This is a genomic window from Spirosoma sp. KUDC1026, assembly GCF_013375035.1.
GTDB lineage: Bacteria > Bacteroidota > Bacteroidia > Cytophagales > Spirosomataceae > Spirosoma.
The window spans coordinates 2,097,466-2,121,401 of sequence record NZ_CP056032.1 but is presented as its reverse complement, the minus strand read 5'-3'; the positions used below and the strand labels follow the sequence as shown (position 1 = coordinate 2,121,401).

18 protein-coding genes and 1 pseudogene are annotated in these 23,936 nt (G+C 51.8%); 9 read left to right on the top strand and 10 right to left on the bottom strand.

Translation table 11 applies throughout. The annotated features are described in order from the left end of the window. Nucleotides 1–163: 163 nt before the first annotated feature. Together HU175_RS09015 and murA are read left to right on the top strand one after the other, a co-directional pair. The gene (locus HU175_RS09015) at nucleotides 164–946 is read left to right on the top strand and encodes a DUF4290 domain-containing protein (RefSeq protein ID WP_176566276.1); all 783 of its coding nucleotides are present in this window, start codon (nucleotides 164–166) and stop codon (nucleotides 944–946) included. 44 nt (nucleotides 947–990) lie between these two features. After that, nucleotides 991–2,298 (top strand): UDP-N-acetylglucosamine 1-carboxyvinyltransferase, encoded by a 1,308-nt coding sequence (murA, locus tag HU175_RS09010; RefSeq protein ID WP_176566275.1) that lies wholly within the window; start codon nucleotides 991–993, stop codon nucleotides 2,296–2,298. A 75-nt stretch (nucleotides 2,299–2,373) separates the two neighbouring features. Here murA and HU175_RS09005 read toward each other — a convergent pair whose 3' ends face one another. After that, the gene (locus tag HU175_RS09005; protein WP_176566274.1) at nucleotides 2,374–3,429 is read right to left on the bottom strand and encodes an SMP-30/gluconolactonase/LRE family protein; all 1,056 of its coding nucleotides are present in this window, start codon (nucleotides 3,427–3,429) and stop codon (nucleotides 2,374–2,376) included. Between the two features lie 181 nt (nucleotides 3,430–3,610). On the opposite strand from HU175_RS09005, the gene HU175_RS09000 reads away from it, so the two are divergent. Continuing rightward, on the top strand, nucleotides 3,611–4,270 hold the full coding sequence (locus tag HU175_RS09000; protein WP_176566273.1) for a DUF305 domain-containing protein: 660 nt from the start codon (nucleotides 3,611–3,613) through the stop codon (nucleotides 4,268–4,270). A gap of 81 nt (nucleotides 4,271–4,351) precedes the next feature. Further along, nucleotides 4,352–5,164: a bacteriorhodopsin gene (locus HU175_RS08995; RefSeq protein ID WP_176566272.1), complete on the top strand. Its 813-nt coding sequence runs from the start codon at nucleotides 4,352–4,354 to the stop codon at nucleotides 5,162–5,164. Between the two features lie 62 nt (nucleotides 5,165–5,226). On the opposite strand, the gene HU175_RS08990 is transcribed toward HU175_RS08995, so the two are convergent. The 3 genes from HU175_RS08990 to HU175_RS08980 all read right to left on the bottom strand — a co-directional run bounded on the left by HU175_RS08990 (nucleotide 5,227) and on the right by HU175_RS08980 (nucleotide 9,104). Beyond that, the gene (locus tag HU175_RS08990; protein WP_176566271.1) at nucleotides 5,227–6,003 is read right to left on the bottom strand and encodes a ferritin-like domain-containing protein; all 777 of its coding nucleotides are present in this window, start codon (nucleotides 6,001–6,003) and stop codon (nucleotides 5,227–5,229) included. Nucleotides 6,004–6,015: 12 nt separating this feature from the next. Further along, nucleotides 6,016–6,747, bottom strand: coding sequence for a ferritin-like domain-containing protein (locus HU175_RS08985; protein WP_228724377.1), 732 nt, complete (start codon nucleotides 6,745–6,747; stop codon nucleotides 6,016–6,018). 524 nt (nucleotides 6,748–7,271) lie between these two features. Further along, complete coding sequence (locus HU175_RS08980) at nucleotides 7,272–9,104, bottom strand: ABC transporter ATP-binding protein (RefSeq protein WP_176566269.1); 1,833 nt, start codon at nucleotides 9,102–9,104, stop codon at nucleotides 7,272–7,274. An 82-nt stretch (nucleotides 9,105–9,186) separates the two neighbouring features. On the opposite strand from HU175_RS08980, the gene HU175_RS08975 reads away from it, so the two are divergent. Genes HU175_RS08975 through HU175_RS08965 form a run of 3 tightly spaced genes read left to right on the top strand, consistent with a single transcriptional unit; the run spans nucleotide 9,187 to nucleotide 10,918 of the window. Further along, nucleotides 9,187–9,531 (top strand): PadR family transcriptional regulator, encoded by a 345-nt coding sequence (locus HU175_RS08975; RefSeq protein WP_176566268.1) that lies wholly within the window; start codon nucleotides 9,187–9,189, stop codon nucleotides 9,529–9,531. 2 nt (nucleotides 9,532–9,533) lie between these two features. Next, nucleotides 9,534–10,235, top strand: coding sequence for a hypothetical protein (locus HU175_RS08970; protein WP_176566267.1), 702 nt, complete (start codon nucleotides 9,534–9,536; stop codon nucleotides 10,233–10,235). Next, entirely contained in the window at nucleotides 10,235–10,918 is a 684-nt protein-coding gene (locus HU175_RS08965) for a hypothetical protein (RefSeq protein ID WP_176566266.1), read from the top strand. The genes HU175_RS08970 and HU175_RS08965 overlap by 1 nt, the downstream gene beginning before the upstream one ends. Nucleotides 10,919–11,005: 87 nt before the next feature. Here the strand turns inward: HU175_RS08965 and HU175_RS08960 are convergent, their stop codons facing one another. The 3 genes from HU175_RS08960 to HU175_RS08950 form a co-directional block, all read right to left on the bottom strand. After that, nucleotides 11,006–11,197 carry a cold-shock protein gene (locus HU175_RS08960; RefSeq protein ID WP_176566265.1) on the bottom strand — a complete coding sequence of 64 codons (192 nt, stop codon included), beginning with the start codon at nucleotides 11,195–11,197 and terminating at the stop codon, nucleotides 11,006–11,008. Between the two features lie 202 nt (nucleotides 11,198–11,399). Beyond that, complete coding sequence (locus HU175_RS08955) at nucleotides 11,400–12,473, bottom strand: glycosyltransferase family 4 protein (protein WP_176566264.1); 1,074 nt, start codon at nucleotides 12,471–12,473, stop codon at nucleotides 11,400–11,402. Nucleotides 12,474–12,496: 23 nt separating this feature from the next. Further along, nucleotides 12,497–13,435: a Fic family protein gene (locus tag HU175_RS08950; RefSeq protein ID WP_228724376.1), complete on the bottom strand. Its 939-nt coding sequence runs from the start codon at nucleotides 13,433–13,435 to the stop codon at nucleotides 12,497–12,499. Nucleotides 13,436–13,938: 503 nt separating this feature from the next. Between HU175_RS08950 and hemE the strand changes: the two are divergent. Next, nucleotides 13,939–14,972, top strand: a pseudogene (gene hemE, locus HU175_RS08945) (uroporphyrinogen decarboxylase). A 44-nt stretch (nucleotides 14,973–15,016) separates the two neighbouring features. Here the strand turns inward: hemE and HU175_RS08940 are convergent. From HU175_RS08940 to HU175_RS08930, 3 genes are all read right to left on the bottom strand, one after another. After that, nucleotides 15,017–16,015 carry a bifunctional heptose 7-phosphate kinase/heptose 1-phosphate adenyltransferase gene (locus tag HU175_RS08940; RefSeq protein ID WP_176566263.1) on the bottom strand — a complete coding sequence of 333 codons (999 nt, stop codon included), beginning with the start codon at nucleotides 16,013–16,015 and terminating at the stop codon, nucleotides 15,017–15,019. Nucleotides 16,016–16,094: 79 nt separating this feature from the next. After that, complete coding sequence (locus HU175_RS08935) at nucleotides 16,095–17,603, bottom strand: NADH-quinone oxidoreductase subunit N (RefSeq protein WP_176566262.1); 1,509 nt, start codon at nucleotides 17,601–17,603, stop codon at nucleotides 16,095–16,097. Between the two features lie 64 nt (nucleotides 17,604–17,667). Beyond that, nucleotides 17,668–18,480 (bottom strand): TerC family protein, encoded by an 813-nt coding sequence (locus HU175_RS08930; RefSeq protein WP_176566261.1) that lies wholly within the window; start codon nucleotides 18,478–18,480, stop codon nucleotides 17,668–17,670. Nucleotides 18,481–18,840: 360 nt separating this feature from the next. On the opposite strand from HU175_RS08930, the gene HU175_RS08925 reads away from it, so the two are divergent. Then, the gene (locus tag HU175_RS08925; RefSeq protein WP_176566260.1) at nucleotides 18,841–23,919 is read left to right on the top strand and encodes a translocation/assembly module TamB domain-containing protein; all 5,079 of its coding nucleotides are present in this window, start codon (nucleotides 18,841–18,843) and stop codon (nucleotides 23,917–23,919) included. The last annotated feature ends 17 nt before the right edge of the window (nucleotides 23,920–23,936 follow it).

The window sequence follows — 23,936 nt, the reverse complement described above, 5'->3', positions numbered from 1 at the left end:
GGGAAATAGATTTTTCCTTATCCCGCCAGCGAAAGTAACACCCGAACGAGTTGTTTCGAACAAAGACAAACTAGCATCAGGTTCCGTTCCACCGGGCGTTTGCTTGCGGATTTTGGCCCGAATGTTTGTAGTTTTGCCTTTTATCACAAAGCCTGCATACCCCTTGAAAGAATACGGCAGCAGTATACAGAAGCTGGTTGACAACATGGTCAACATCGCTGATCGGGAAAAGCGTACCCGCTACGCCCATATCCTGATCGAGCTCATGCGGCAGATTCACCCGAACATGAAGGATGGGCAGGACTACTACAACAAGTTGTGGGATGACCTGTACATCATGTCCAATTTTACGCTGGACGTCGATAGCCCCTATCCCCCACCGTCGGAAGAGGCTCTGGGCAAAAAACCCCAGCGCGTACCCTATAACACGCATCATCTCAAGTTTAAACACTTTGGCCGGAACGTCGATCTCCTGATTGCCAAGGCTGTGGCGCTGGATGAAGGCGACGAACGCCGGGCTTTTGTTTCGTACCTGGTGCGACTGATGCGGACGTTCTACCAGACCTGGAACAAAGAGTCGGTTGAGGACGAAACGATCTACCAGGGCATGGTTGAACTCTCGAATGGGAAGCTCAGCGACGATATCCGGTTGATTCGTGAGCAGGGGCTGGTTGAATCGACGCCCCGCGAACGGACCGGCGATCAGACCCAGCCGCAGCGCGTGGGCGGTGGCGGTCAATACCGAAATGATAACGCCCGGAACAACCAGGGACGTAACAACAACCAGAACCGGAACCGGACCGATAATTCGGGCAACGACAATAACCGGAACTTCGGAGGACGTAACAACAACCAGAACCGGAACAATCGAAATAACGGCTCCAACAACCGGAACCGGAACGATAATCCCGGCTCCAGCCGGAATAACGACCGTCGGCGTCGGTAACTAACTCTTAACCACTTTTTAGCTACGCATACGCTACTTTTCTAATGGCATCTTTTCAAATTACCGGTGGCCGGAAACTCAAAGGCGAACTGATTCCGCAAGGCGCAAAGAATGAAGCGCTGCAGATTCTCTGCGCTGTTTTACTGACGAAAGAACCCGTTACCATTTATAATATTCCCAGTATCCGGGACGTCAACCAGTTAATCGAACTGCTGGGTGACCTCGGCGTATGGGTTACCCGGATTGGCGAAGGTGCCTATCGCTTTCAGGCGTCGGATGTCAATCTGGATTATCTCGAAACCGATACGTACAAACGCAAAGCAGCCGCCCTGCGAGGGTCGGTTATGCTGCTGGGTCCCATGCTGGCCCGCTTTAAAAAGGGCCGGATTCCCCGGCCTGGTGGTGACAAAATTGGTCGGCGCCGGCTGGATACGCACTTCCTGGGCTTCGAGAAGCTGGGTGCTCAGTTCAACTACGATGCTAACGACGGCGGTTACTACCAGGTCGACGCCAGCAACCTCCGCGGTACTTACATGCTGCTGGACGAAGCGTCGGTAACCGGTACGGCAAACATTCTGATGGCGGCCGTTATGGCCGAGGGAACAACGACCATCTACAACGCAGCCTGCGAACCGTACCTCCAGCAGTTGAGCAAAATGCTCAATTCGATGGGCGCTAAAATTTCGGGGGTCGGATCAAACCTGCTCACGATCGAAGGGGTTTCGGAACTGGGGGGCACAGAGCATACCATGTTACCTGATATGATCGAGATTGGCTCGTTCATCGGTATGGCCGCCATGACCCAATCAGAAATTACGATCAAGAATTGCCAGATTCCCCAGTTGGGTATTATTCCCGAACAGTTTATGCGGCTGGGAATCAAGATGGAATTTCGGGGCGACGATATTTTCATTCCAGCGCAGGAGCATTACCAGATCGATACGTTCCTGGATGGCGGTATGATGACCGTTGCCGATGCCCCCTGGCCGGGTTTCACCCCCGACCTGCTGAGTATTGTGCTGGTTACGGCCGTTCAGGCGCAGGGAACGCTGCTGATTCACCAGAAGATGTTCGAGAGTCGTTTGTTCTTTGTCGACAAGCTCATCGACATGGGTGCTCAGATTATCCTCTGCGATCCGCACCGCGCTACGGTGGTTGGTCTGAACCGGCAAATGCCGCTGAAAGGGATTCGCATGTCGTCGCCGGACATCCGGGCGGGCGTGTCCCTGCTGATCGCAGCCATGTCGGCGCAGGGCACCAGCATTATCGACAACATCGAGCAAATTGACCGGGGTTATCAGAACATTGATACACGGCTGAACGCCATCGGTGCGGAGATCATCCGCCTGTAAGCACTAGCTTTCTTTAAAAACACGAGGGGCCGGCAATACTGCCGGCCCCTCGTGTTTGTTGCCAGTTCCAGGTAATTACTCCAGAACCACAATTGTATGGGGCGCATCAGACTTCGTATTGATTGTTCCTTTCTGTGGCGTGTCGTAATTTGAGATATACAGCTTGTTATTACGTAACAACGGTTCAGCAGGTTCGTCCAGCCGGCCATCAGCGCCATCTGTATCTCCGTTCTGGGCTACTACGCGTGCCACGCCGGCTGGCGAAACAATTCGAATTGCGTTATTTTTGGCGTCACAGACATAGACATTGTTCGTCTCGCGGTTAATAACCAGCCCATCAACGCAGGGTAGTTTGGCAAACTCAGTTTTTGAGGCCAGACTTCCGTCGGCGTTCAGTGTCATCTTGTACATCTGTCCGTTACCAAAGAGGCCCGTGAACAGATTTCCCTGGCTATCATAATCAATACCATCGCAACCCAGATCGTCGCCATCCGGCCCAAGCTGCGTCACAAATGTTGTTAAAATGTGTGGATCAACCGTCATAGGCTGCAGGCGAATAGGCGTGCTGCTGCTAGTCAATTCGGCGAGCGTAAACTTAAAAATAGCGCTGCCGTTATCGATACCGGGCAGGTCCCACTGGCTATCGGTCACGTAAACAGTATTCCCTTTCCACAAAACTGCGTTTGACAGGCGAAATCCTTCAACTACGGGCTCTATCGTAGTAGCTTGTCCGTTGACGATCCGAATACGCATAAGCCGTGACTTGTAGTTTGGATCGTTGGTAAACTGATTATCAGCATAATACACATTCCCGTCGGGACCGTAGGCCAGATCGAAGGGGGAGGCTTTACCCGTCGATGGATTAGGCGTTGGGGTAGCAAATACCGTATATCCCTGGTCAGTCAGCCGCAGAATAACGGCCGGGTAGACAGGATTACCCGCGTTATTGATAGACACCAGCATGTTGTTGTCAGGGGTAATCGCTAACCCGTCGGGAGTATTGTATTGTTCAGGAAAACTGTAGGCAATTTTAGGCTGAATGTTTTGATTCTGAACGGGAAACTCCCGGTGATCCTGGCAGGCGGCTATCAGACCGCTGATAATAAGTGTGAGTAATACTGCTTTTTTCATAACTCCCGACGAAAGAATTGATTATACATGAAAGAACAGAATGGCAACTTGCCTATGAAGCGAATGGTTAAAAAAACCAGGAACCGATACCCAGTTAGCCCTAAACTTGTTTTCAAAATAAACCTTTCTGCTTTTTTATGGTCTCAGTAATGTATTTAGCATAACGCAATCATTCGTTATCATGAAAACGGTCAATAAAACTCTTGTTCATCAAGTTACGCTGCTCCTGGTGGGCTCATTACTGTTTGGTTCTATGACTGCCTGCGCTCAGGCCACAACCAGTGCCGCTACGTCGAGCGTAACGGCAACCAGCGATCCGGCCAAAGAACCGCTGCTCAAACCCATGCAGCAGATGGCCAGCAAACTGAAAAATCTGGCGGCCTCCGGCGACCCGGATTTTGACTACGCTCTTCAGGCTAAAGTTCATACCCAGGGTACGCTGGATCTGCTGAAAGCCGAAGCCCAGAACGGAAAAGACTCGGCGCTGACGCAAATGGCAAAGGATCTGATGACCTCCACCCAGGCCGACATGGATCTGATCAACAGCACGATGCGGCAGATCAAACCGTCGCGACCAAACCAGAGCTTTACGCAGAAACAAAGCCAGAATATCGAAGCCATCACGTTAAAGGTGCAGCAGGCAGCCGGTGCGAACGATAAACTGACCGGCAGCCTGGACAAAAATTTCTCGGCGCTGCTGCTTGAACAACGCCAGGATGCCATCGATCTGGCCAATACGTACCTGCAGTTTGGCAAGAACGATACCCTGAAAGCCTACGCTCAAAAGCTGGTCGACAAGTCAAAAGCGGATATGGAGAAACTGAAAGCAATGCCTAAATAAGGCCGCAATTAAGTCTCGGTTAAATCTAAAACCTCCTAAACAGGATGGTGTTAATAGTACAACTTTAACATCATCCTGTTTATGGAAGTAGACAATACGTTCATTCCCACCGCCGGTGCGGTTGGTCTTCTCCCCATGGTTACCTACTTCTTTTTCTGGGTAGCCATTTATGCGCTGCTGGGCAATTTTATTTTCTCGCTCGGCGCGCAGGCCAGTGCTCCCGCCGACCAACGAAACTCCCGACTGCTGACGGCTATTGTTGCCATTGTAGCAGGTAGTTCGTATTTCCTGATCCAGGATTATTACCGTCACGTACTGGCCGAGGTAGCCGCTGTCAGCGATCCGGCCGATCGGCAAACCCTCCTGCGGGAAGCGTTCAACGCCATTAATCAGTTTCGGTACATGGATTGGAGCGTTACGACCCCACTCCTGCTGCTGCACATGGTTTCTAAACTCCCGGTTCGGTTCAGCACTATCCGGCGACAGCTTACGATCTTACTGGCAGCCGATTTCTTTATGATTCTGACGGGCTACATCGGTGAACAGCAACTCTCGTTCGATAACGAGATTCTGGTTGGGCCAAAACTGATCTGGGGAGCCGTATCGACGATTGGGTACGCGGTGATTCCCTACACGCTGCTCCAGCTCTGGAAAACGTATGGCAGCCAGGCGCAACCTGAAGAACAGTGGGCGTTCCGGCTCATGGCGCTCACTACCGTTACCTTCTGGGGGGTTTACCCAATTGGTTATATACTGAGTGCGTTCAGCGTCGATCCCAGTCTGCTTCATATTTCCTTTACCATCGCTGATCTGATCAATAAAGTTGGCCTTGGTATTATTGCTTACATAGCTGGTACTAAAGCCATCGAACGTCAACCCGTAAAGACAGCGTAGCTTTCTGCCGTAACAAAAAAGCCCGACTCGCGCGAGTCGGGCTTTTTTGGGTTTAGAGGAGCTTACGCCAAAAATGGGGTAACAATCTTTAGAACATCCTCTTTAGACAGGGGCTCGTCCCACGCCTGGGTTGAATTCTCAACGGGGACGCCGGGGTACAACGACGAGATTTCCAAGTGTCTGACCGCTTCATCACCGGCGTATACAGCTGCGGGAACGCCGGGGCTCGTGTTACCCGTAATCCACGCTTTTTCGCCACGTAGCTCACGCACACGGGCCGCATGGCGAGCCTCCACCGAGTGAATCTGTAACGCTGTGGTCAGAATTGGGTCATTATCAATAATTCTGGGCGCCTGTCCTTTATAGGCCCGCACACCCGTATCTTCAAACGCCTGGGACAACGTCAGGTAAACCTGGTAGTTGCCGAACGGATTTGGAAACATTCCTTTAGCCGTAAAATCAAAGGCGGGTTTCGCCACAGCCTGACTACCTAACACGGATTTCAGCAATGCTACGTGGGCATTTTCATGTTTCTGAATCTGGCCGTAAACGACCCGTGCCGTTCCCGTCAGCAAGCCCGGGCTATCCATACCAACGTTATAAAATTCGGCTTCCAGATACTCCAGCGTCAGGGCGAAGTTTAGTACGTCAACCACCGTAGGATTAAGGGCCTGACCATAGGCCTTGTTCAATGCCGAAGCGAGTACTGTTGGCGCAGCAACAGCCGTCACTTTCCGACTGAACATATTGAACATACTACGACGCGATACGTGCTTCAGCCGGTCGTAAACGTCGCCATCCACTTTCTCTAATTCAGAAATAATGTTTTGCAGATTCATGGTTAGGTTCGTTTAAGCCATTGGAAGGCGCGTAGCCTGAATAGTTTCTTTGATAAATTTTTGTGCTTGGGGTAGTACTTCGGCGGGTTTCAGTGCTCGCTCCAGTCCTGTTGCAGGATCGATGATGTCATCCCCCGCAAAGGCCGTAGTACCTGGGCTGATCAGCTCCCGGATGACCGCAGCGTGCCGTGCTTCGACCGATACGATAATGCCACCAATGGCCAGGTTGGTCGCATTGGTCAGTAGCTGCCCAGCTCCGTTGTAAGCGGCCGTAGCCAGATCAGCAAACGTTTTGGCTGTCTGGAGCACGCTGTCCCGGTTACGGAAGTTAACACTGCTGTAATCCAGCGTCAGCGTTGGAATAGCAGCACTGCCGAGTACCTGTTTGTAAAACTCACGGTGGGTGATTTCCTGGTTGCGCAGCTCAATGAAAATTTGACGTTCTTTTTCCGTAATACTGTCGTAAAACTGATCCGTCACAAGCTCCAGAAAGCGTAACTCTGCCTGTTCCAGTGCATAAGCGTAGTTCAATACGCCCACGTCACCCGTGCCCAGATCAATTACGTCACCAATTCGGGCATTCGCCGTTGAGCCTCCATCAGGTCCAGCTAGTGGGTCAGGAATAGTATTCGTACAGGCACTCATTACTAAACCCGTCGCTGTAGCGACACCAACGTAACGCATGAACATCCGTCGTCCCGAAAACAGGGGCTGAATAGGCAGCATCGAAAGCGGTTGTTTCATCGATGCTTGTTCCTTAGGTACATGTTTCATTATGCTGAAAAAATTAAGTTGAGTATTGCGTCTGACGCCTTCACGCTCGACCCCTTAAGTACTGATTGCCCCTGCCTTAAGTTACTGCTGGTGAGTAAAACAACGAGTAAATGAGAAATAAGTGAGGATTTGGCCCATTTTGTCTGGCGAGTTTGTAGTGTATGCTTTTGTGAGAGCCAACCAGCGACTTTTCTATTGAGGGAATGACAAAGAAAATCGGGCTTACCGTCGGCTACCAATTATTTGTATTGCTACAAACTTCGACGATACAAATGGCCGGCCTGCCCTCAGTCCGGTACTGGCTGACGGGCGGCTCCTGGATTTTGCGGTAGGATGTAGCTGCCGTTTCAATTAGCCGCGTTCTACCAGGGACCCTGTTGTTCCGACACAGTGAACCCGAGACAAAACACCCACGGTTTATCAAGAAAAGCCTACGAATGAACTGACCGGACTTTAGTCAACGGCGTACGGTCAGATAGTTGGTGAAGTCACGTTCAAACGTTCTGTAACGTACTAAGCTTCCGATAGAATCCTTCGTCCAGCGACAGCAGTTCGTCGTGGCGGCCCCGTTCTACAATCTGTCCCTGATTCACCACCAGGATCTCGTCGGCATGCTGAATGGTACTAAGCCGGTGAGCAATTACCAGCGTAGTGCGGTTCGCCATCAGGCGCGTCAGGGCTTCCTGTACCAGTTTTTCGGACTCAGTATCCAGCGCCGAAGTCGCTTCGTCCAGAATAAGAATAGGCGGATTTTTCAGGATCGCCCGCGCAATGCTGATCCGCTGGCGCTGCCCGCCCGACAGCTTGCCCCCCCGGTCGCCGATAATGGTCTGGTAACCATTGGGCTGGGCCACAATGAAATTGTGCGCATTGGCAATTTTAGCCGCTTCCATCACCTGCTCTTCGGTAGCGTCGCTCCCAAAGGCGATGTTGTTGAAGATCGTGTCGTTGAATAGAATACTTTCCTGGGTGACAATCCCCATCTGACCACGTAGCGAGGCCAGTGAACAGTCCTGAAGCCGTACACCATCAATCAGAATCTGGCCTTCGGTTGGGTCGTAAAAGCGGGGGATCAGGTCGGCAATAGTCGATTTTCCTCCCCCCGACGAACCAACCAGGGCAACTGTTCTGCCTTTTACCAGGTCAAAACTGACATTGCGCAGTACGGGCGTGTCGGGGTTGTAAGCAAATGAAACCTGCTGCACCGAAATACGATCCTGAAACGGTGGGAGCGTTACAGCGTTGGGTTTATCCCGTACCGTCGACGGCGTATCGATCAGTTCCAGTACTCGCTCGCCCGATGCTAGTCCCCGCTGCGACCCACTGAACGCATTGGAAATGTCCTTAGCCGGGCGGGTTACCTGCGAGAAAATCGCGATATAGGCAATGAACTCGGCCGCCGTCAAGTCCGACTGTCCGTTGAGCACGAGCGAACCACCGTACAGCAAAATCCCCGATACAACGGTCACCCCCATCACTTCCGAGAACGGGGAAGCCAGTTCGCGCCGGTTGGCAAGCGACCGGACCGCGTCCCGGTAGCCTTCGTTTTCCCGCCGGAACTTACCCAGAATAAAATCCTCGGCCACAAATCCTTTCACGACCCGCATGCCCCCGAAGGTTTCGTCCAGCAGACTCACCAGCGAACTCAGGCGCTGCTGTCCTTCCTGGGCATCCCGTTTCATCCGTCGAACAAGCGACGCAATGAATATTCCTGAAATAGGAATGACGACGATAGCAAACAGGGTCAATTTTACCGAAATACTCAGCAGGGCAATGATGTAGCCAATCAGCAGAAAAAACTCTTTCGAAGCGGCCGACAACGTATTGGCAATGGAATTTTCCACTTCCTGTATGTCGGTGGTGATACGCGACATCAGATTACCCTTGCGCTCGTTCGAGAAAAAGCCGAGATGCAGATGCAGCGTCCGGGCAAAAACCGTCTCGCGCAGCCGGGCAACCATCCGCGCCTTGAAGTTTTCCAACTGCCGGACAGACAGGTATTTGAACAGATTACTCATCAGTACCGACGTAATGATGACGCCACACACGAACTGGAGGGCTCCTACTTTCCCGTATTCCTGAAAAACCTGCGCAAAATAATAGCTGAACGCAGTGGTTGGCGATGACGTAACCGACGGGGCAGGCTGATTTAAGAATGCCTGCATCCGGGCGGTATCGACCTTATCGAATAGTATGCTTAGAAGGGGAATCAGCAACGTAAAATTCAGCACGCCGAATATGCTGGCCAGTAGTGATGTCGTCACAAACGGCGTCAGGAATCGACCCAGCGGTTTGGCAAAAGAAAGTAGTCGTAGGTAAGTCTTCATTCGTAACGCAAAGGTACAATCCCCTAAAAATTTTTATACCTAAGATTTATAGGTATATAATTTTTCTTTGTACGTTTGAGCCATGAGTAATGCCAACAGTTCCCAGCTCCTAAAAGGCAGCCTATCCGTCATCATTCTCCGGTTACTGGAAGACCGCGAGCGCATGTACGGCTATGAGATTACGCAGAAAGTAAAAGAAATGACGGCAGGCGAAATGACTATTACAGAAGGGGCGCTCTACCCCGCCCTCCACAAGCTGGAAGCAGAAGGCCTGCTGACCACCGAAACGCAGGTGGTTGACGGCCGCGCCCGGAAATACTATTCGTTGACTAAAACCGGCCACGCCGAAGCCGCCGGACGTATTGCCGATCTTGCTACGTTTCTGGAGAACCTGAATCTAGTGTTGAAACTCAAACCGAGTCTGTAATTATGGCCCTGACAGAGAATCAGCTACAGACCCTCCGGACAGACTTGCATCAGCTTGCGACTATTGAGTACAGCGATGTCATGGCGGAGTTACTGGATCACTACGCCAGCCTAACCGAAGATCGAATGGCAACTGGCTTTTCGTTTACGGAAGCGAGTAAATGGGCATGGGCTGATTTGGGAAGTGGTTCAGGCTTGCAGGCCATTCAAACCGACTTTATTAAAACGACGCAACGACTTATGCGACAGCAGCACTGGACTATTGTGAAAAGTTATTTCCGCTGGCCTATTCTGCTGACAACAATATTGACAGGGGCACTGCTTCATTTAATTGTGCCAATGATCCCGGCCCAGGTGTTACTCCTGACAACGCTTGCCATCGGTTTTACCCCAGCGTTCATTATCCGATTTACTGAAACCCCCAATTCAAACGGTCTGGCTAGTACTAGCAAAATTCTTCAGGAGTACCTAAGAAAACAAGCCATTATACTGATGTTTGCAAGCAATATCTGGTTCAATTTAGGCTCCGTTCTCTTTGGCGGTACTGACACCCGAATCACTTTTCTGGAGACGCACGCTGTTTTTTCGACCGTCGTTCTGTCATTATTGCTGTTGTACGTAGCGAGTTTCTCGCAGCTACTTTACCTGCATTTCCGCGCTCAACTTTTCCTTGCTGCCGTCAACACGACCAAACTGTTTAGCTAATGCCCCTCGACCCCCAATCACTCAACCCCATCGACCAGCACCTGCGGCAGGGAAACCGGCTCGTTAATGAAAAACTGATCGCCGAACTCACTGACCATTATGTTGTCGGTATTGCCGAACGGATGGCGCAGGGACTATCTTTTGACGCAGCCCTCAAGGAAATTCACACCAATTTCGGTGGGCGAAAAGGCTTACGTGATCTGGAGCGACAGTATAACCGCGTCACGCTTCGTCAGTATGATCACATCTGGTGGGACTGCATTCAGCAACAATTCCGCTGGCCCGGCCTCCTGATTCCTATGTTTCTTTTCGGGTTTATCGGCGCCATCTGGTTTCTGCTGGCAACCAGTATGCCCAATCCGTTGTCAATCGACCGACTGACGAATACCTGGAATGGCTTTGCTTTCGGGTCGATTGGCGGACTTTTTATTCAGTTTGTACGACAGCTTTACCTGCATCGGCGTAGTTTGCCGAACGTATCGCCCCAGGCTCTATACCTGCTGACCCGGCTCTTACCGTTAAACGCGGTCCTCTGCGTCATTCCATTTCTGCTGCCTCATCTGGCTCCCTACGTAACAGCCAGTATCTATTATGCGCTTCTGGCCCTATGGCTATTTGTTATGATTGTCCAGATGCAGAGTTACACCCAGTTTTATAAATCCGTGCTAAAAACCAGCCGGTAATTGTCCTGCGTGCGTAGAACGCTGAAAGTATGGGCAAAAAAAAAACATGCCTATTCAGCATGTCCTTTCAATTAATGTTTGCTGGCTTTAAACCCGCTTAACATCAACAGCGTTCAATCCTTTTTTACCACGCTCAACGGTATATTCTACCTTGTCGTTTTCCCGGATTTCGTCGGTCAGGCCCGAAACGTGCACAAATACATCTTCTCCCCCTTCGTCGGGTTTGATAAAGCCGAAGCCTTTTGTCTCATTGAAAAATTTAACTGTTCCTGTTTGCATTGCTTGTTTGAATTTGGAGCAAGGACGTCATATTTAATTATACTTCCTAGCTTAGGGATAAATACTGATCAATTTTCGTCTCCACCAGCGTCTATTTATTGAGCGAATGGCAGGATGAGTAGATAACAATGGTACTTTCGGCGCGAGTTTTTTCACCCACCACCTCTGATTAGATGCTGCGGGAAAGGGCTCGCTTGTCCTATTATGCAACTGGTGAATTGCGAACCAGGTCCTTATACAGTTTCCAGTATTCACCCGCTACGGCTGACCAGCTGAATCCTGCCGCCCGACGGCGTAAACGCTCCTGACGTAAGATGTTCTGTTCAAAATCAACCAGTCCGTCGTGGAGAACCTGGGCCATATGTTCGGGGTCGAAGTTCTCGAAGTAGTACGCTTCTTTTCCCCCAACTTCGGGCAGACTGGTCAGAGTGGAGATAAATACGGGTTTGCCAAAGGTCATGGCTTCGGCCACAGGTAGCCCAAACCCTTCGGACAGCGACGGAAACAGAAACGCTTCGCAATGGGCGTAGAGCCAGCGCTTGGTTGCCTCATCGATCGCGCCGGGCATAATCAGCCGATCGGCTGTTCCCAGCTTTTCCGCCTGTTCGCGGATGTGCTGCGCGTATGGATGCCGATCCGGACCAGCCAGTACTAACCTGTAATCGGGAAAAGCTTCCAGCAAGGGTAACAGCGTGTGGACGTTCTTTTTGGGATGGATAACGCCTACAAACAGAAAGTACGGCTGTTCGATACGTAGCGTCGGCTCTATTTCTGTGGCCTGTCCGCTTGTCTCAGCCAGCGCATTCCCGTTGGGAATAACCCGCAACGGCTGATTGGCTGATAAGTGAAGATTCTGCTGTACGACGGATGCGGTGTACGCAGAAATAGCCGTAAGCGCCGATGCCTGATCAACCTTACGCTGGAGGGCGGCCAGCTTCTTTGCTTTCTGATCGGGTGAGTAATCTGCCCGCTCAAGAAAATTCAGGTCGTGAATAGTCAATACTAACTTCGACCGGCGGGGCAGATATACCGAATCCTGATGCAGACAGTGCCAGACCTCATACCGGTCCGCGATCCAGATTTTCCGCTTCCAGGACGCTTCCAAATACTGCGCCGTATCGCCAAACAGCCCAATCATCCCTTTTGGTACCAGAAACGTAGTGGTCCAGTCAGCAGGACATTGCCGCACCAGTTCGTGCCCCAGGTGCAGACAAACCTGACCCAGGCCACTGTTCAGATCGCGTAATCGTTCGGCATCAAAGAAAAGAGAAGGCATAGCGACATAATGAAGACACAAAGCTACGTCTGTTTATCGAATCGGGGACCGCGAACGTAACGGCGCTCTTTGCGATTGATTAAAAAATCGGCCAGATATCCCGCTTCGATCAGCGCCTGTATGTCGAAACGAGCCGTCTGATTCGACACGCCTAACCGAATCTGAACCTCTTTAGCCGACAGTGTTACGTTAGGATCACGCTGAAGCCAGTCAACAATTTCTGCCTGACGGGGCGACAGACCTTCGTTGCGTTGCAAAGCAAGCTGCTGCTGCTTTTCCTGGTTCTTATGAGCAATATATTTTTTCAGTTCGTCGTAGGCTTTGCTCAACGTTTTGACCTGATACACCACAAAATATGTCAGATCGTTTTCATCAGCTTCTGTGTACTGAAACGCCCGGTAGTACTGATTCCGGGATTCTTTGATCACTCGCGATATAGATAAGTATTCTGTCAGCCAGTATCCTTTCCGTAACAGATACCAGTAAAATAACGCCCTGGCCGTACGTCCATTACCATCCGTAAATGGGTGAAAGTAACCAATCAGAAAATGAATAATACTGGCTTTGACAACCGGATGCAGGAAAAAACCCGGCGTTTCATCGTTGAAGAACTCACATAAATCTTGGATAAAATCGGGAAGTGTCGAGAAAGAGGGCGGTGTATGAATTACCTCACTTTCTATCGCGTCGACTACATGAATATCATCATGCTGACGAAACTGACCGGCTTCATCGGGATTATCCATCGTCTGATCGACCATCAGTTGGTGAATGTTCAGTAAGGCTTCTGGCGTCAGCGGCTCTTTTTTGATGGCAATAATATGTTGGATCGTCTGGTAGTTGTTGACAATCATTCGTTCCGACTTATTACGGGGAGCCCGGTCTTTCCGCAACATTTCTTTGGCGGCAACCCGCGACGTAACAGCCCCCTCAATCTGGCTCGATGCAATAGATTCCTCCATGATTGAGCCGATTAGGTACCGTTGTTTTTCTTCATCTGAAGCGATCTTTTGCTCACCAAGATTCAGGTCAAATAGGTGAAGTGCTTCTTGTAAAAAATCCGTATTTGTGAAGTAGAACAGCTCTTTTGCCAGCTCAACCATACGCCGGTTCTGCGTTCTGTTTTCCTTTATTACAGACCAAAGATCAACAGGGTCGATCTTATCTTTGAGATCCGCTGGCACTTTATACTTGACTTTATCCCAGTATAGGTAATCTTTGTTGATCGCTTGAATTGTTCCCTGCTCATACAAAGCTGCGTGAGCCTTCAATAGACCTTTTTCAGCGAAATGCCTGAAGTAATCCATATATGATTTTCGGGAAGGAGGCAACTCTATAGTTTTCATAATATTTTCTAATATATCCAAAATTAGAAAATAATAGAATAAACAAGATCACTGAACTACGTTAAAGAACTCCTATTGATCAAGCAAAAGGAATCCCCATCCGGGGTTATCTTTGCGACATGACTTTACAGAACGATTTGCTGCTCCGCACGGCGCGGGGTGAATTGACGGAACGCCCCCCGTCTGGATGATGCGGCAGGCAGGACGTGTCCTGGCCGAATACCGGGCCGTTCGGGAACGGGCGGGTAGTTTTATTACGCTGGCGAAAACACCCGAACTGGCGGCCGAAGTAACGATTCAGCCGGTTGATGCCTTCGACGTTGACGCAGCCATTATTTTCTCCGACATTCTGGTGGTGCCCGAAGCGATGGGCTTGCCTTACGAGATGATCGAAAGCAGGGGGCCGGTGTTTCCGCAGACTATTCGCTCGTCGGCCGATCTGAGTCAGCTACGGGTAGCCGATCCGGAAACTGATCTGGGCTACGTACTGGATGCAATCAAATTAACGAAGAAAGAGCTGAACAACCGGGTACCGCTGATTGGTTTCGCGGGGGCTCCTTTCACGATCTTCTGCTACATGACTGAAGGGAAGGGCTCAAAAACGTTCTCGGTAGCCAAAAAACTCCTGTATACCGATCCGCATCTGGCGCATACGTTACTCCGGCAGATTACGGATAGCACGATCGCCTACCTGAAAGCACAGGTCCGGGCGGGGGCTGATTTGGTGCAGTTGTTCGATTCGTGGGCGGGCATTTTGTCGCCGGAGCAGTACCGGACGTTCTCGCTGCCGTACATCCAGCAAATCTGCGACGCTCTTAACGAAGATCCTGAAATCAACGTACCCGTTACCGTTTTTGCCAAGGGCGCCTTCTTTGCCCGGAAGGAAATTGGCGAACTGAATTGCTCGGTGGTTGGTCTGGACTGGAACATGGACCCGGCGGAGTCGCGGGAGCTGATTCCCAACAAGGTATTGCAGGGCAACCTTGACCCCTGTGTGCTCTACGCTGATTTCGCTCAGATTCGGTCGGAAGTGAAACAGATGGTCAGCGCCTTTGGGCACCAGCATTATATAGCCAATCTCGGTCATGGTATTTACCCCGATACCAACCCCGACAAGGCTCGGTGCTTCGTCGATACGATTAAAGAGCTGTGATATTTTGACAGGATTACAGAAATCCGTCAAATCCTGTAATCCTGTCAATACAATTTCTCTTTAGCCTCTTCTTTCAGCTGGTCCTTATCGACGGGAACCACGCCAACTGACTCGCACACCAGTCCACCACCGAGGTTTGACAAGCCAGCGACAACATCGGCGGGTTGATTCAGGGCAACGCAGCAGGCGGCAATGCTGATAACCGTATCGCCCGCACCTGATACGTCAGCAATCTGCCGGACGTGAGCAGGTAATTTGACGGTTTCGCCTTTGTAGTCAATGTAAGCCCCGCGCTCGGAGAGTGTAATTAAGGCCCCTTTCAGATTCAGGGTAGTTTTCAACTGATCAACGACGGCGGCTAGCTCGTCGGCCTTATCAACGTCAAACTCAACTTTCAGTCCTTCACGGAGTTCCTTCAGATTTGGTTTGAATAGCGTCGTGTTGTGGTAAGCCAGGAAGTTCCGTTTCTTAGGGTCGACCACGGTAGGCACACCCTGCTCGTTGGCGAAATTGGTGATTTCGGTGATGGCTTCCTGACTTAGTACTCCTTTATCGTAATCCTCAAAAATGACGACCTGGCACGTAGGAATCAGTTCTTTCGCTTTAGCGATCAGTAGGCTTCGTTCGTCGGCCGTGATATACTTATCCGTTTCGGTATCGACTCGAACAACCTGCTGCGAACTGGCAATGATACGTTCTTTGATCGTCGTGATTCGGTCATTACTGCGGATCAGACCATCACAATTCAAGTTCCGATTGTTGAGCTCCTGGCAAAGTTGATCGCCGGGACTATCCGTTCCAATCACCGAGCAAATGATTGCCTCAGCACCCAACGCCTGTACATTCAGTAGTACGTTTCCAGCGCCCCCGAGCCGCAATTCGCGCCGGTTGACGTTAACAACCGGTACGGGAGCTTCGGGCGAAATCCGTTCCACCCGACCCCAGACGTAGGAGTCAAGCATTACGTCGCCAATGATCAGAACGCGTAAGGAGTTGAATTGATCGAACAGTTCATCAAGGGTCAGACTGGAGACCGGGGACATACGAATCAGATTTATCAGGCCGCAAAGAAACAAAAACCCCTTCCGAATTCCGAAGCAAACCGAGGTTTTGGCGCAGGCCCTACCAGACAAACCATTCCAGGAGCCAGTCTGGCTTAAGGAACAGCAACAGCACAGGTACTACCAACCCAACGGCTAACCAGACCGCAGGTTTAGGCAGCGAAACAGTAGCCGTTCCGGCGGGGGCAGGCCGAAAAAAGAGGGCGAACGGAATTTTGATGTAGTATGCCAGCGAGATCAGCGCGTTCAGCAATCCCAGCCCGAATAACGCTAACAACCAACCGTTTCCAGTTCGTTGATACGTATCAAAAAGGGCCGAAAACGACAAAAGTTTGGCCGTAAATCCTACCGTTGGCGGCAAGCCCGTCAGTGCCAGCATAACAATCAGCAGTGCCACTGATAGAACGGGCTGTTTAGCGCCAAGGCCCGCAAAATCAGCAATAGCTAACGTATTGCGCCCGGTGGAGCGGGCGAGTAAATCGACGAGAAAAAAGGACGCCAGCGACATAAATAAGTACGTAGCCGCGTAGAAAACGGCCGCTTCAAAACCAGCGTCGCTCAGGGCTACCACCCCTACTAGTAGGAAACCGGCCTGCGCAATAGCCGAATACGCCAGGAGCCGCTTGGCATCCGTTTGCCAAAGCGCCGACAGGTTGCCGATCAGAATCCCAGCCAGTGCTAGTACCGCCAATGGCGTTTGCAACACAGCCGCTGTAGCACCACCCATAGGTGCCGCTGCTGGCAGGGCCGTGACAACCCGCATCAGTACCAGCAGCCCGGCGGCTTTGGGCGCTACCGAGAAGAAAGCCGCCACCGGAATAGGAGCCGCATCATACGCATCGGGCGTCCAGATGTGAAAAGGAACCCCGGCTAGCTTGAACAGCAGGCCAGCCAGCGTCAATACGCCCGCAACGGCTACGACTACCCCATCCTGCTGCGCCATGCCCACGGCGAAGGCTTCGGCGGTGAGGTCTAACGTACCGGTCATACCGTAGAGCAAGGACATGCCGTACAGCATAATCGCCGAACTGACCGAGCCAAACAGCAGGTACTTCATCCCCCCCTCCGACGCTTTTCGGGTTGTGGTCAGCGCCGTCAATAGATACGAACAAATGGATACCAGTTCGATACTTAGGTAGATGCTCAGCAGATTGACCGACATGGTCATCAGGAACAGACCCAGCGTCATGGCCAGAAGCAGTGAATACCACTCCAGCGGGAGCCGTGCAGGCTCTCGATCAGGCAGTGCATCCGGTTTTACTGTAAAAAGCTCGTAGAGCAAAACCGCAACGGCCGCTACAGCCACAATCAGTTGAAACGCAATTGCCTGGTTATCGACAAACAGCAGACGCAGAAACAGAAATCCACGTACCGGCGACAGTACTGCCCAAACACCCGCCAGACCGACGGCTGCAACGCTGGTTAGGGCCAGCAAACGTCGTTTATTACTCGCCTTTTGTGTGACTAACTCCAGTACTAACAGGCCGCAAAATGCAACAGCCAGCCAGAGTGACGGGCCAAAACCACCCAGGCTGTTTATAAGATCAATAAGTTGGTCAGAAAGAGACAAAACGATGCGCGGTAAAAGAGATCAGGCCGTTGGAGAATACGAAACTCGTCCAAAGACCTGCAAATTAAATGATTCCTTCGCGATGAGCCTCGCCTTCATAGCCACGAAGTTGCACCGGTTTCTGCGTTTTCCGCAGTCGGATGTTCAGGAACTCGACCAGCAGCGAGAACGCAATGGCAAAATACAGATACCCTTTCGGCACGGTGCCAACCTCCTGGTTGAAGATGACCACCTCCGACAGGTGAGCTCCTTCGGCCACGAGCATGAACCCGATCATGATCAGGAAGGCAAGGCCAAGCATCTGGATTGTTGGGTGTTCATTCACGAACTTACCCACGGGCCCGGCAAAGAACATCATAATGCCAATCGACAGAATAACGGCAATCATCATGATCGTTACGTTCTGGGTCAGACCAATAGCCGTCAGGATCGAGTCGATTGAGAAAACGATGTTGGTAATGGCGATCTGCGTAACCACGCTGCTGATCGTTGTCTTACTTTTTACACTACCAGCTTCCTGTTCACCTTCGCCACCTTCCAGCTTATGGTGAATTTCGGAGGTAGCTTTATAGAGCAGAAACAGACCGCCGGCAAACAGAATCAGGCTTTGTCCCGTCAGGGCTGCCTTGAACCAGCCCGCGTCAATATGCGTAAATGGCTTACTTAGTGAGATAACAAACGAAATCACCGTCAGCAACGCCAGCCGGAACGCCATAGCCAGGATGAGCCCGATATTCCGTGCTCTGCCTTGATCCTGAGGTGCCAGCTTGTTAGCCGCAATGGAAATAAAAATGATGTTGTCAATTCCCAGAACAATCTCCAGAAATGTCAGGGTCAACAGGCTGATAATGGACTCAGCAGTAAATAACTCGCTCATGGTTGACTATGTGTGGCTCAAAATTACGCCTTGGTGTCGTGTATTCAACACCTCATTTCGGGAAAGAACGCTGTGCCTGACAAAAGGTTACTGGCTGGCCTGAACGGCCGAAAACCGTAACCAGGGAATAGCCGTTTGCAACCAATGTCCTCTTTTCAGCGTATCAGACTATAATGAATCATATACGTTTTGGCTTTTGTAAAGATTTGTAGGGTACATATTGATGATACCACGCTGCGAATAGCCTGTACACACACAAATTAGTAACATAATTCCTGCTCATTGCGTTATCACTGATAAGGCTACCTGCGAGATACTGAACCAGTTGGGCAGGCGCCGAGAACAACCGCCATCACATCTGTGTCGAAAATTATCGTTAGAATTCTTCTTGGTATCCTTGCACTGGTGCTCCTGCTGGTGGGCTTTGTCGTGCTTGTTGCAACGACGCCCTGGGGACAGCAGTTCGTAACGAATCAGGTCAATTCCTACCTTGCTCAAAAACTCGAATCCCCGTTTCGTATTGGCCGTATCGGCTACTCCATTCCCGACTGGATCGAACTCGAAGACGTTTATTTCAAGACACCCAAGGGCGATACGCTGATCAATGGCGGTCGGATGCGGGTCGACCTCGATATGTGGGGTCTGCTGCAGAACCGGATCGCGCTGAACCAGATTCAGCTGGAACGAGTCAATCTGAATATCAAGCGCACCCTGCCCGATACGACCTTCAATTTTCAATACATTCTTGATGCGTTCGACACAGGAGCTGCGCCGGAACCATCCGATACGGTGTCGACTCCCATGGCTATTAATCTGTCCGGGATTCAGCTGAAAGATGTCCGGATCAGGTACAAAGACGACGTAGTAGGGGCCAATGTCAACGCTTACGTCGACAGTCTGCGCGCTAATTTTAACAAGACAGACGTCAATACATCGCTGTACCATCTATCAGATGTAACAGTAGACGGCCTGAACGTAGTGACACGTTTGTACGAAGGCTTGCCAACGCCCCCCAGTCCGCCTTCCGATCCTGCTGATTCACTGGACATTGGCCTGGGCAAGTGGACCGTCAACCGGGCGAAATGGGATGTGCGCGTCGAAACGGCCGACTTCGCCACCAAAGGCAGCATCGGCCGGCTGGCGATGGAGTCGGATTATTTCTACCTGAACGGCTCGAAAATTGGTCTGAAATCACTGGACCTCGCGAACGCCGACATTGCGGCTACGCTCACCAAACCAACAAAGCCCGCGTCTAAAACGCCGACACCCGCCGAACCGGCCAGTACAGAACCGGGCTGGCAAGCGAAACTGACCAATGTTCGCTTCGCCAACAACCGAATCAAGTTTGACGATGAAACCGCACCCCGTCAGAAACAGGGGCTGGATTACGGCCACCTCGATCTTCAGAATCTGGGCATCGACGGTCGTTTTCTGAATTATGCCGATCGGGGCGAAAAGGGAATGCTCGTCAGCGGTCAGCTTCGCAACGGCCGGTTCCGCTCGACGAGTGGTTTCTTCCTGCAGAAGTTCGACGCCAATCTGCTGTACACCGATACCACGACAACAGTGACGAATCTATACGTTCAGACGCCTACTTCGGTCATTCGTGATCAGGTGGTGCTGCGTTACGACTCGCTGGGTCAGTTGACAAATCCACGCTTCGCGAACCGAGTCAATGTGCGGGTCAATCTGCGGCAGAGTGTGCTGTCGGTGAAAGACGTGCTGCAACTAGCCCCGTTTCTCGCCGACACGCCACCCTTCACGGACGACAGCGGTCTTTTCCGGGCAAACGCGCAGGCCGTTGGTACGCTGGCCGCCCTGAATCTACCCCGGCTGGAGTTCAGCCTGCTGTCGGGTACGAACCTGCGGGCCAGTGGCCGGCTGACAAACGTAACAGATCCGGAGCGACTGGGCGTAGACATTACGATTCAGGATGCTACCACGCGCCTGGCCGATATTAACCGACTGGTTCCTAAAGGCACCATTCCCGAATCGGTTGCCCTGCCGCCAACGTTCAAACTGGCCGGAAAAATCCAGGGGGCGCTCAATGACCTGATCCTGGACGCCAAACTGAAAACCGAGTGGGGTGCCGCCGACTTCGACGGGCGTCTGGCCGGTTTTGTTACGGGCAAAAATCAGACCTACAAAGGCACACTGAACCTGGTCGATTTCGACGCCGGTAAGTGGATTAAACAACCCGAAACGGCGGGTAAAATCACGGGACGCGCTACGGTTAACGGGCGGGGGATTGATGTCAATACCCTTTCGACTACGTTTGATGTCAACATCAGTTCGGCAGTGCTAAGCGGGTACCGCTACCAGAATCTGGACGTGAACGGGAACCTTAACAATGGTCTGCTGGCTGTTCAGGGAACGTTGAAAGACCCGAACGCCAACGTAGCGCTCGACACCAAAGTCGGGTTGAAAGGGGAATTTCCAAGTATAGCCGGGCAGGTGGCCATCAGCGAACTGAATCTGCAGAAGCTGAAACTCTACAACGAACCGCTCTCGCTGAAAGGTAAGATCAACCTGAATATGGCCTCGGTCGATCCGGCAAAACCCGTCGGTACGGTCGAAGCGAGCGATGCTGTCATCAGCATGAACGGACAGAATTACGCGGTTGATTCACTGTACGCCCGACTCGGCGCCGACGGGAAAAATAAGAGCGTACTGGCTCAGCTGCCGGGTGCACGACTGAACCTGAACGGCCAGTTCGAATACACTCAGTTATATGACATCCTTGCGGGCGAAATCAGCAAATACATTTCTGTGCCGTCGCTTACGTACAAAACGATTCCTCCGCCCTACGCCTTTACACTGGACCTGAGAGCCTACCAGAACCCGATCTTTAAGGCGTTTGTGCCCGCCCTTACCCGATTGGACACGGTACGGCTGAGTGCCTATCTGGACAATACCCGCGATACGACGCTGTCGGCTACCCTGCGGACTGGGGTTATCGTTTATGATACAACCACCATCAAGGGGGCTAATCTGGCGCTGCGGGGTGCTGGCAACACGTTAAACGTAAACGGTCGCGTCGACGGTATTCTGTATGATGGCCTGAACATCCGCGAAACCGATCTGGTGGGTACGGCGGCTGATAACAAATTCCGATTTTCAGTCGTCAACAAAGACTCCCTTAGCCAGGAACTGCATGGCGTGGCCGGTACCCTGAGCGTTATCGATTCGACTTACCGCTTCCAGTTTGCGCGGAATGGTCTCCTGACGAACTACCAGCGATGGCAGACCGATACAAGCGGCTTTGCGCAGTATAGTCCGGATGGCGTGCTTATCAATAACCTGCGGCTTGAGCAGGGTAATCAGTCCCTGGAGATAAGCAGTACCGAGCCGTATGACAACGCGCCAATCCGGGTAACAACCCGTGCCATTGACATTGCGAACCTGGCTCGGCTGGCCAATCAGGACACGACACTGGCCGACGGTAAACTCAACGGTACAGTGGTTGTCCGGGACTATATGGGCGAGAACAGCAAGCTGGCCTTTATCGGCTCAGTCTATGTCGATAGTCTGGACGTTATGAGCCAGCCGATCGGTAACCTGACCGCCCGGTTCGGCAACACGCCGGAAGGAAAAATCAACGTCAATACAACCCTGGCTGGCACTTACAACGACGTTACGGTAACTGGCTTCTACAATCCGGAAGATGCCAAGAACGCCCTCAACCTGGCCATCAATCTGAAACGACTCGACGCCCGTACGGTCGAAGCCTTCAGCTTTGGCGAACTACGTCAGGCCAAGGGAAAACTCACGGGTCAGTTTACGGTAGCAGGGTCAACCGAGAGCCCAAAACTGGATGGCAGCGTGGCCTTCGATTCGGTCGCCTTCAACATCAAACAGCTGAACGCGACGTACAGCATTAATCAGGAAAAACTGAGCTTCTCGGGCCAGACGATCACGATTGACGATTTTGACATTCAGGATACCAGGGGTCGGACGCTGACGATGGACGGCGCGGTCGAACTCAAAAATATTCCGGACGTAGCGTATAATCTGCGTATCCGGGCCGACCATTTCCAGGTACTGAACGCAGCGCGGAAAGACAATGATTATGCCTATGGACAGGCAAGCATTACGGCTGATCTGCGCGTAAAAGGAACCGGAACCAGTCCGTCCATAACCGGTAAGATCAAAATGGACGAAGACAGTAAAGTATCGCTGGTGCTCCCCGACGAATCACTGGAAGTGAGCGATCTGGAAAAAGTCGTTACGTTCATTGACCACCGCGATTCGCTGGCATTGACAAAGTACCTCATCCAGCCGAAACCAGATAGTACCCGCCCCCGGCTGGCGTTCGATCAACTGACGAACTCGACAATCTCGCTGGACCTCGAAGTCGACGAAAAATCGGAACTGACCATTATTGTCGATGAACTGAATGGCGATTACCTGAGGGCCCGGGGGAATGCGCAGCTCAACGTAACGCTCAACCAGGCTGGTGAACTATCGGTACTGGGCCGTTATGACGTAACGGAGGGTGAATACCTGATGACGTACCAGGTATTGAAACGCCAGTTTGTGCTGGAAAAAGGTGGCTATATCAGCTTCTCCGGCGATCCGCTGAAAGCAGACCTTAATCTGACCGCCATTTACAAGGTCTCGGTTCCCCCGGCCGACCTGATTGGTAACGAGCAGACGACGGTTAATGCCTCTGCGGTCAAGCGTCGGTTACCATTCGAAGTGGCCCTTAACATCAGCAATAACCTGTCTTCCCCCAAGCTGGATTTCGACATTCGCCTGCCGAGTGGCGAACAGGGCGAGGTAGGGGCTAACAGTACGCTGGGTACCAGTATCGAAAACAAGCTGCGTACGTTGCGGCAGGATCCTTCGCAGATCAACAAACAGGTCTTCGCGCTACTAGTCCTGAACCGGTTCTTACCGGAGAACACGTCTGATTTCTTCTCCGGATCAGACAACGGTGGACTGAATAACCAGGCCGAGGGGCTGGCCCGGAGCAGCGTATCGAAACTGATTTCGCAGCAGTTGGGTAACCTGGCCTCAAACGTACTGAAAGGATTTGATGTCGACTTTGATCTGCTTTCGCAGACTGGTAGCGCTAACACCGGCGGCCTAACCAACGGTGCCCGTACTGACCTGAACGTCGGCCTGTCCCGGAGCTTCTTGGAAGGCCGGTTGACGGTATCGGTAGGCCGGAACTTCGTGCTGGAAAACACGGCCCAGAGCGCGACCCGAAACCCCAACGAGGTGTTCGATAACGTGTCGGTCAACTACAGCCTGACGCGGGACGGACGCTACCTGCTGCGCGGCTACCGCAAGAACGACTACCAGGCCATTCTGGACGGCTACATCATTGAAACGGGTGTTGGCTTCATCATTACGCTCGACTACAATACGTTCGCGAACGCTTTCCGCCGGACTTCGCTGGGCAAGCCAGCCCCGGCTACACCCCTCAGTAATTAACTATGCGCTTTTGTTTA

Excerpts from the sequence above, each read along its gene's own strand:
- murA (WP_176566275.1), top strand. The coding sequence starts at position 991 with ATGGCATCTTTTCAAATTACCGGTGGCCGGAAACTCAAAGGCGAACTG.
- HU175_RS09005 (WP_176566274.1), bottom strand. The coding sequence starts at position 3,429 with ATGAAAAAAGCAGTATTACTCACACTTATTATCAGCGGTCTGATAGCC.
- HU175_RS09000 (WP_176566273.1), top strand. The coding sequence starts at position 3,611 with ATGAAAACGGTCAATAAAACTCTTGTTCATCAAGTTACGCTGCTCCTG.
- HU175_RS08995 (WP_176566272.1), top strand. The coding sequence starts at position 4,352 with ATGGAAGTAGACAATACGTTCATTCCCACCGCCGGTGCGGTTGGTCTT.
- HU175_RS08990 (WP_176566271.1), bottom strand. The coding sequence starts at position 6,003 with ATGAATCTGCAAAACATTATTTCTGAATTAGAGAAAGTGGATGGCGAC.
- HU175_RS08985 (WP_228724377.1), bottom strand. The coding sequence starts at position 6,747 with ATGAAACAACCGCTTTCGATGCTGCCTATTCAGCCCCTGTTTTCGGGA.
- HU175_RS08980 (WP_176566269.1), bottom strand. The coding sequence starts at position 9,104 with ATGAAGACTTACCTACGACTACTTTCTTTTGCCAAACCGCTGGGTCGA.
- HU175_RS08975 (WP_176566268.1), top strand. The coding sequence starts at position 9,187 with ATGAGTAATGCCAACAGTTCCCAGCTCCTAAAAGGCAGCCTATCCGTC.
- HU175_RS08970 (WP_176566267.1), top strand. The coding sequence starts at position 9,534 with ATGGCCCTGACAGAGAATCAGCTACAGACCCTCCGGACAGACTTGCAT.
- HU175_RS08965 (WP_176566266.1), top strand. The coding sequence starts at position 10,235 with ATGCCCCTCGACCCCCAATCACTCAACCCCATCGACCAGCACCTGCGG.
- HU175_RS08960 (WP_176566265.1), bottom strand. The coding sequence starts at position 11,197 with ATGCAAACAGGAACAGTTAAATTTTTCAATGAGACAAAAGGCTTCGGC.
- HU175_RS08955 (WP_176566264.1), bottom strand. The coding sequence starts at position 12,473 with ATGCCTTCTCTTTTCTTTGATGCCGAACGATTACGCGATCTGAACAGT.
- HU175_RS08950 (WP_228724376.1), bottom strand. The coding sequence starts at position 13,435 with ATGGAGGAATCTATTGCATCGAGCCAGATTGAGGGGGCTGTTACGTCG.
- HU175_RS08940 (WP_176566263.1), bottom strand. The coding sequence starts at position 16,015 with ATGTCCCCGGTCTCCAGTCTGACCCTTGATGAACTGTTCGATCAATTC.
- HU175_RS08930 (WP_176566261.1), bottom strand. The coding sequence starts at position 18,480 with ATGAGCGAGTTATTTACTGCTGAGTCCATTATCAGCCTGTTGACCCTG.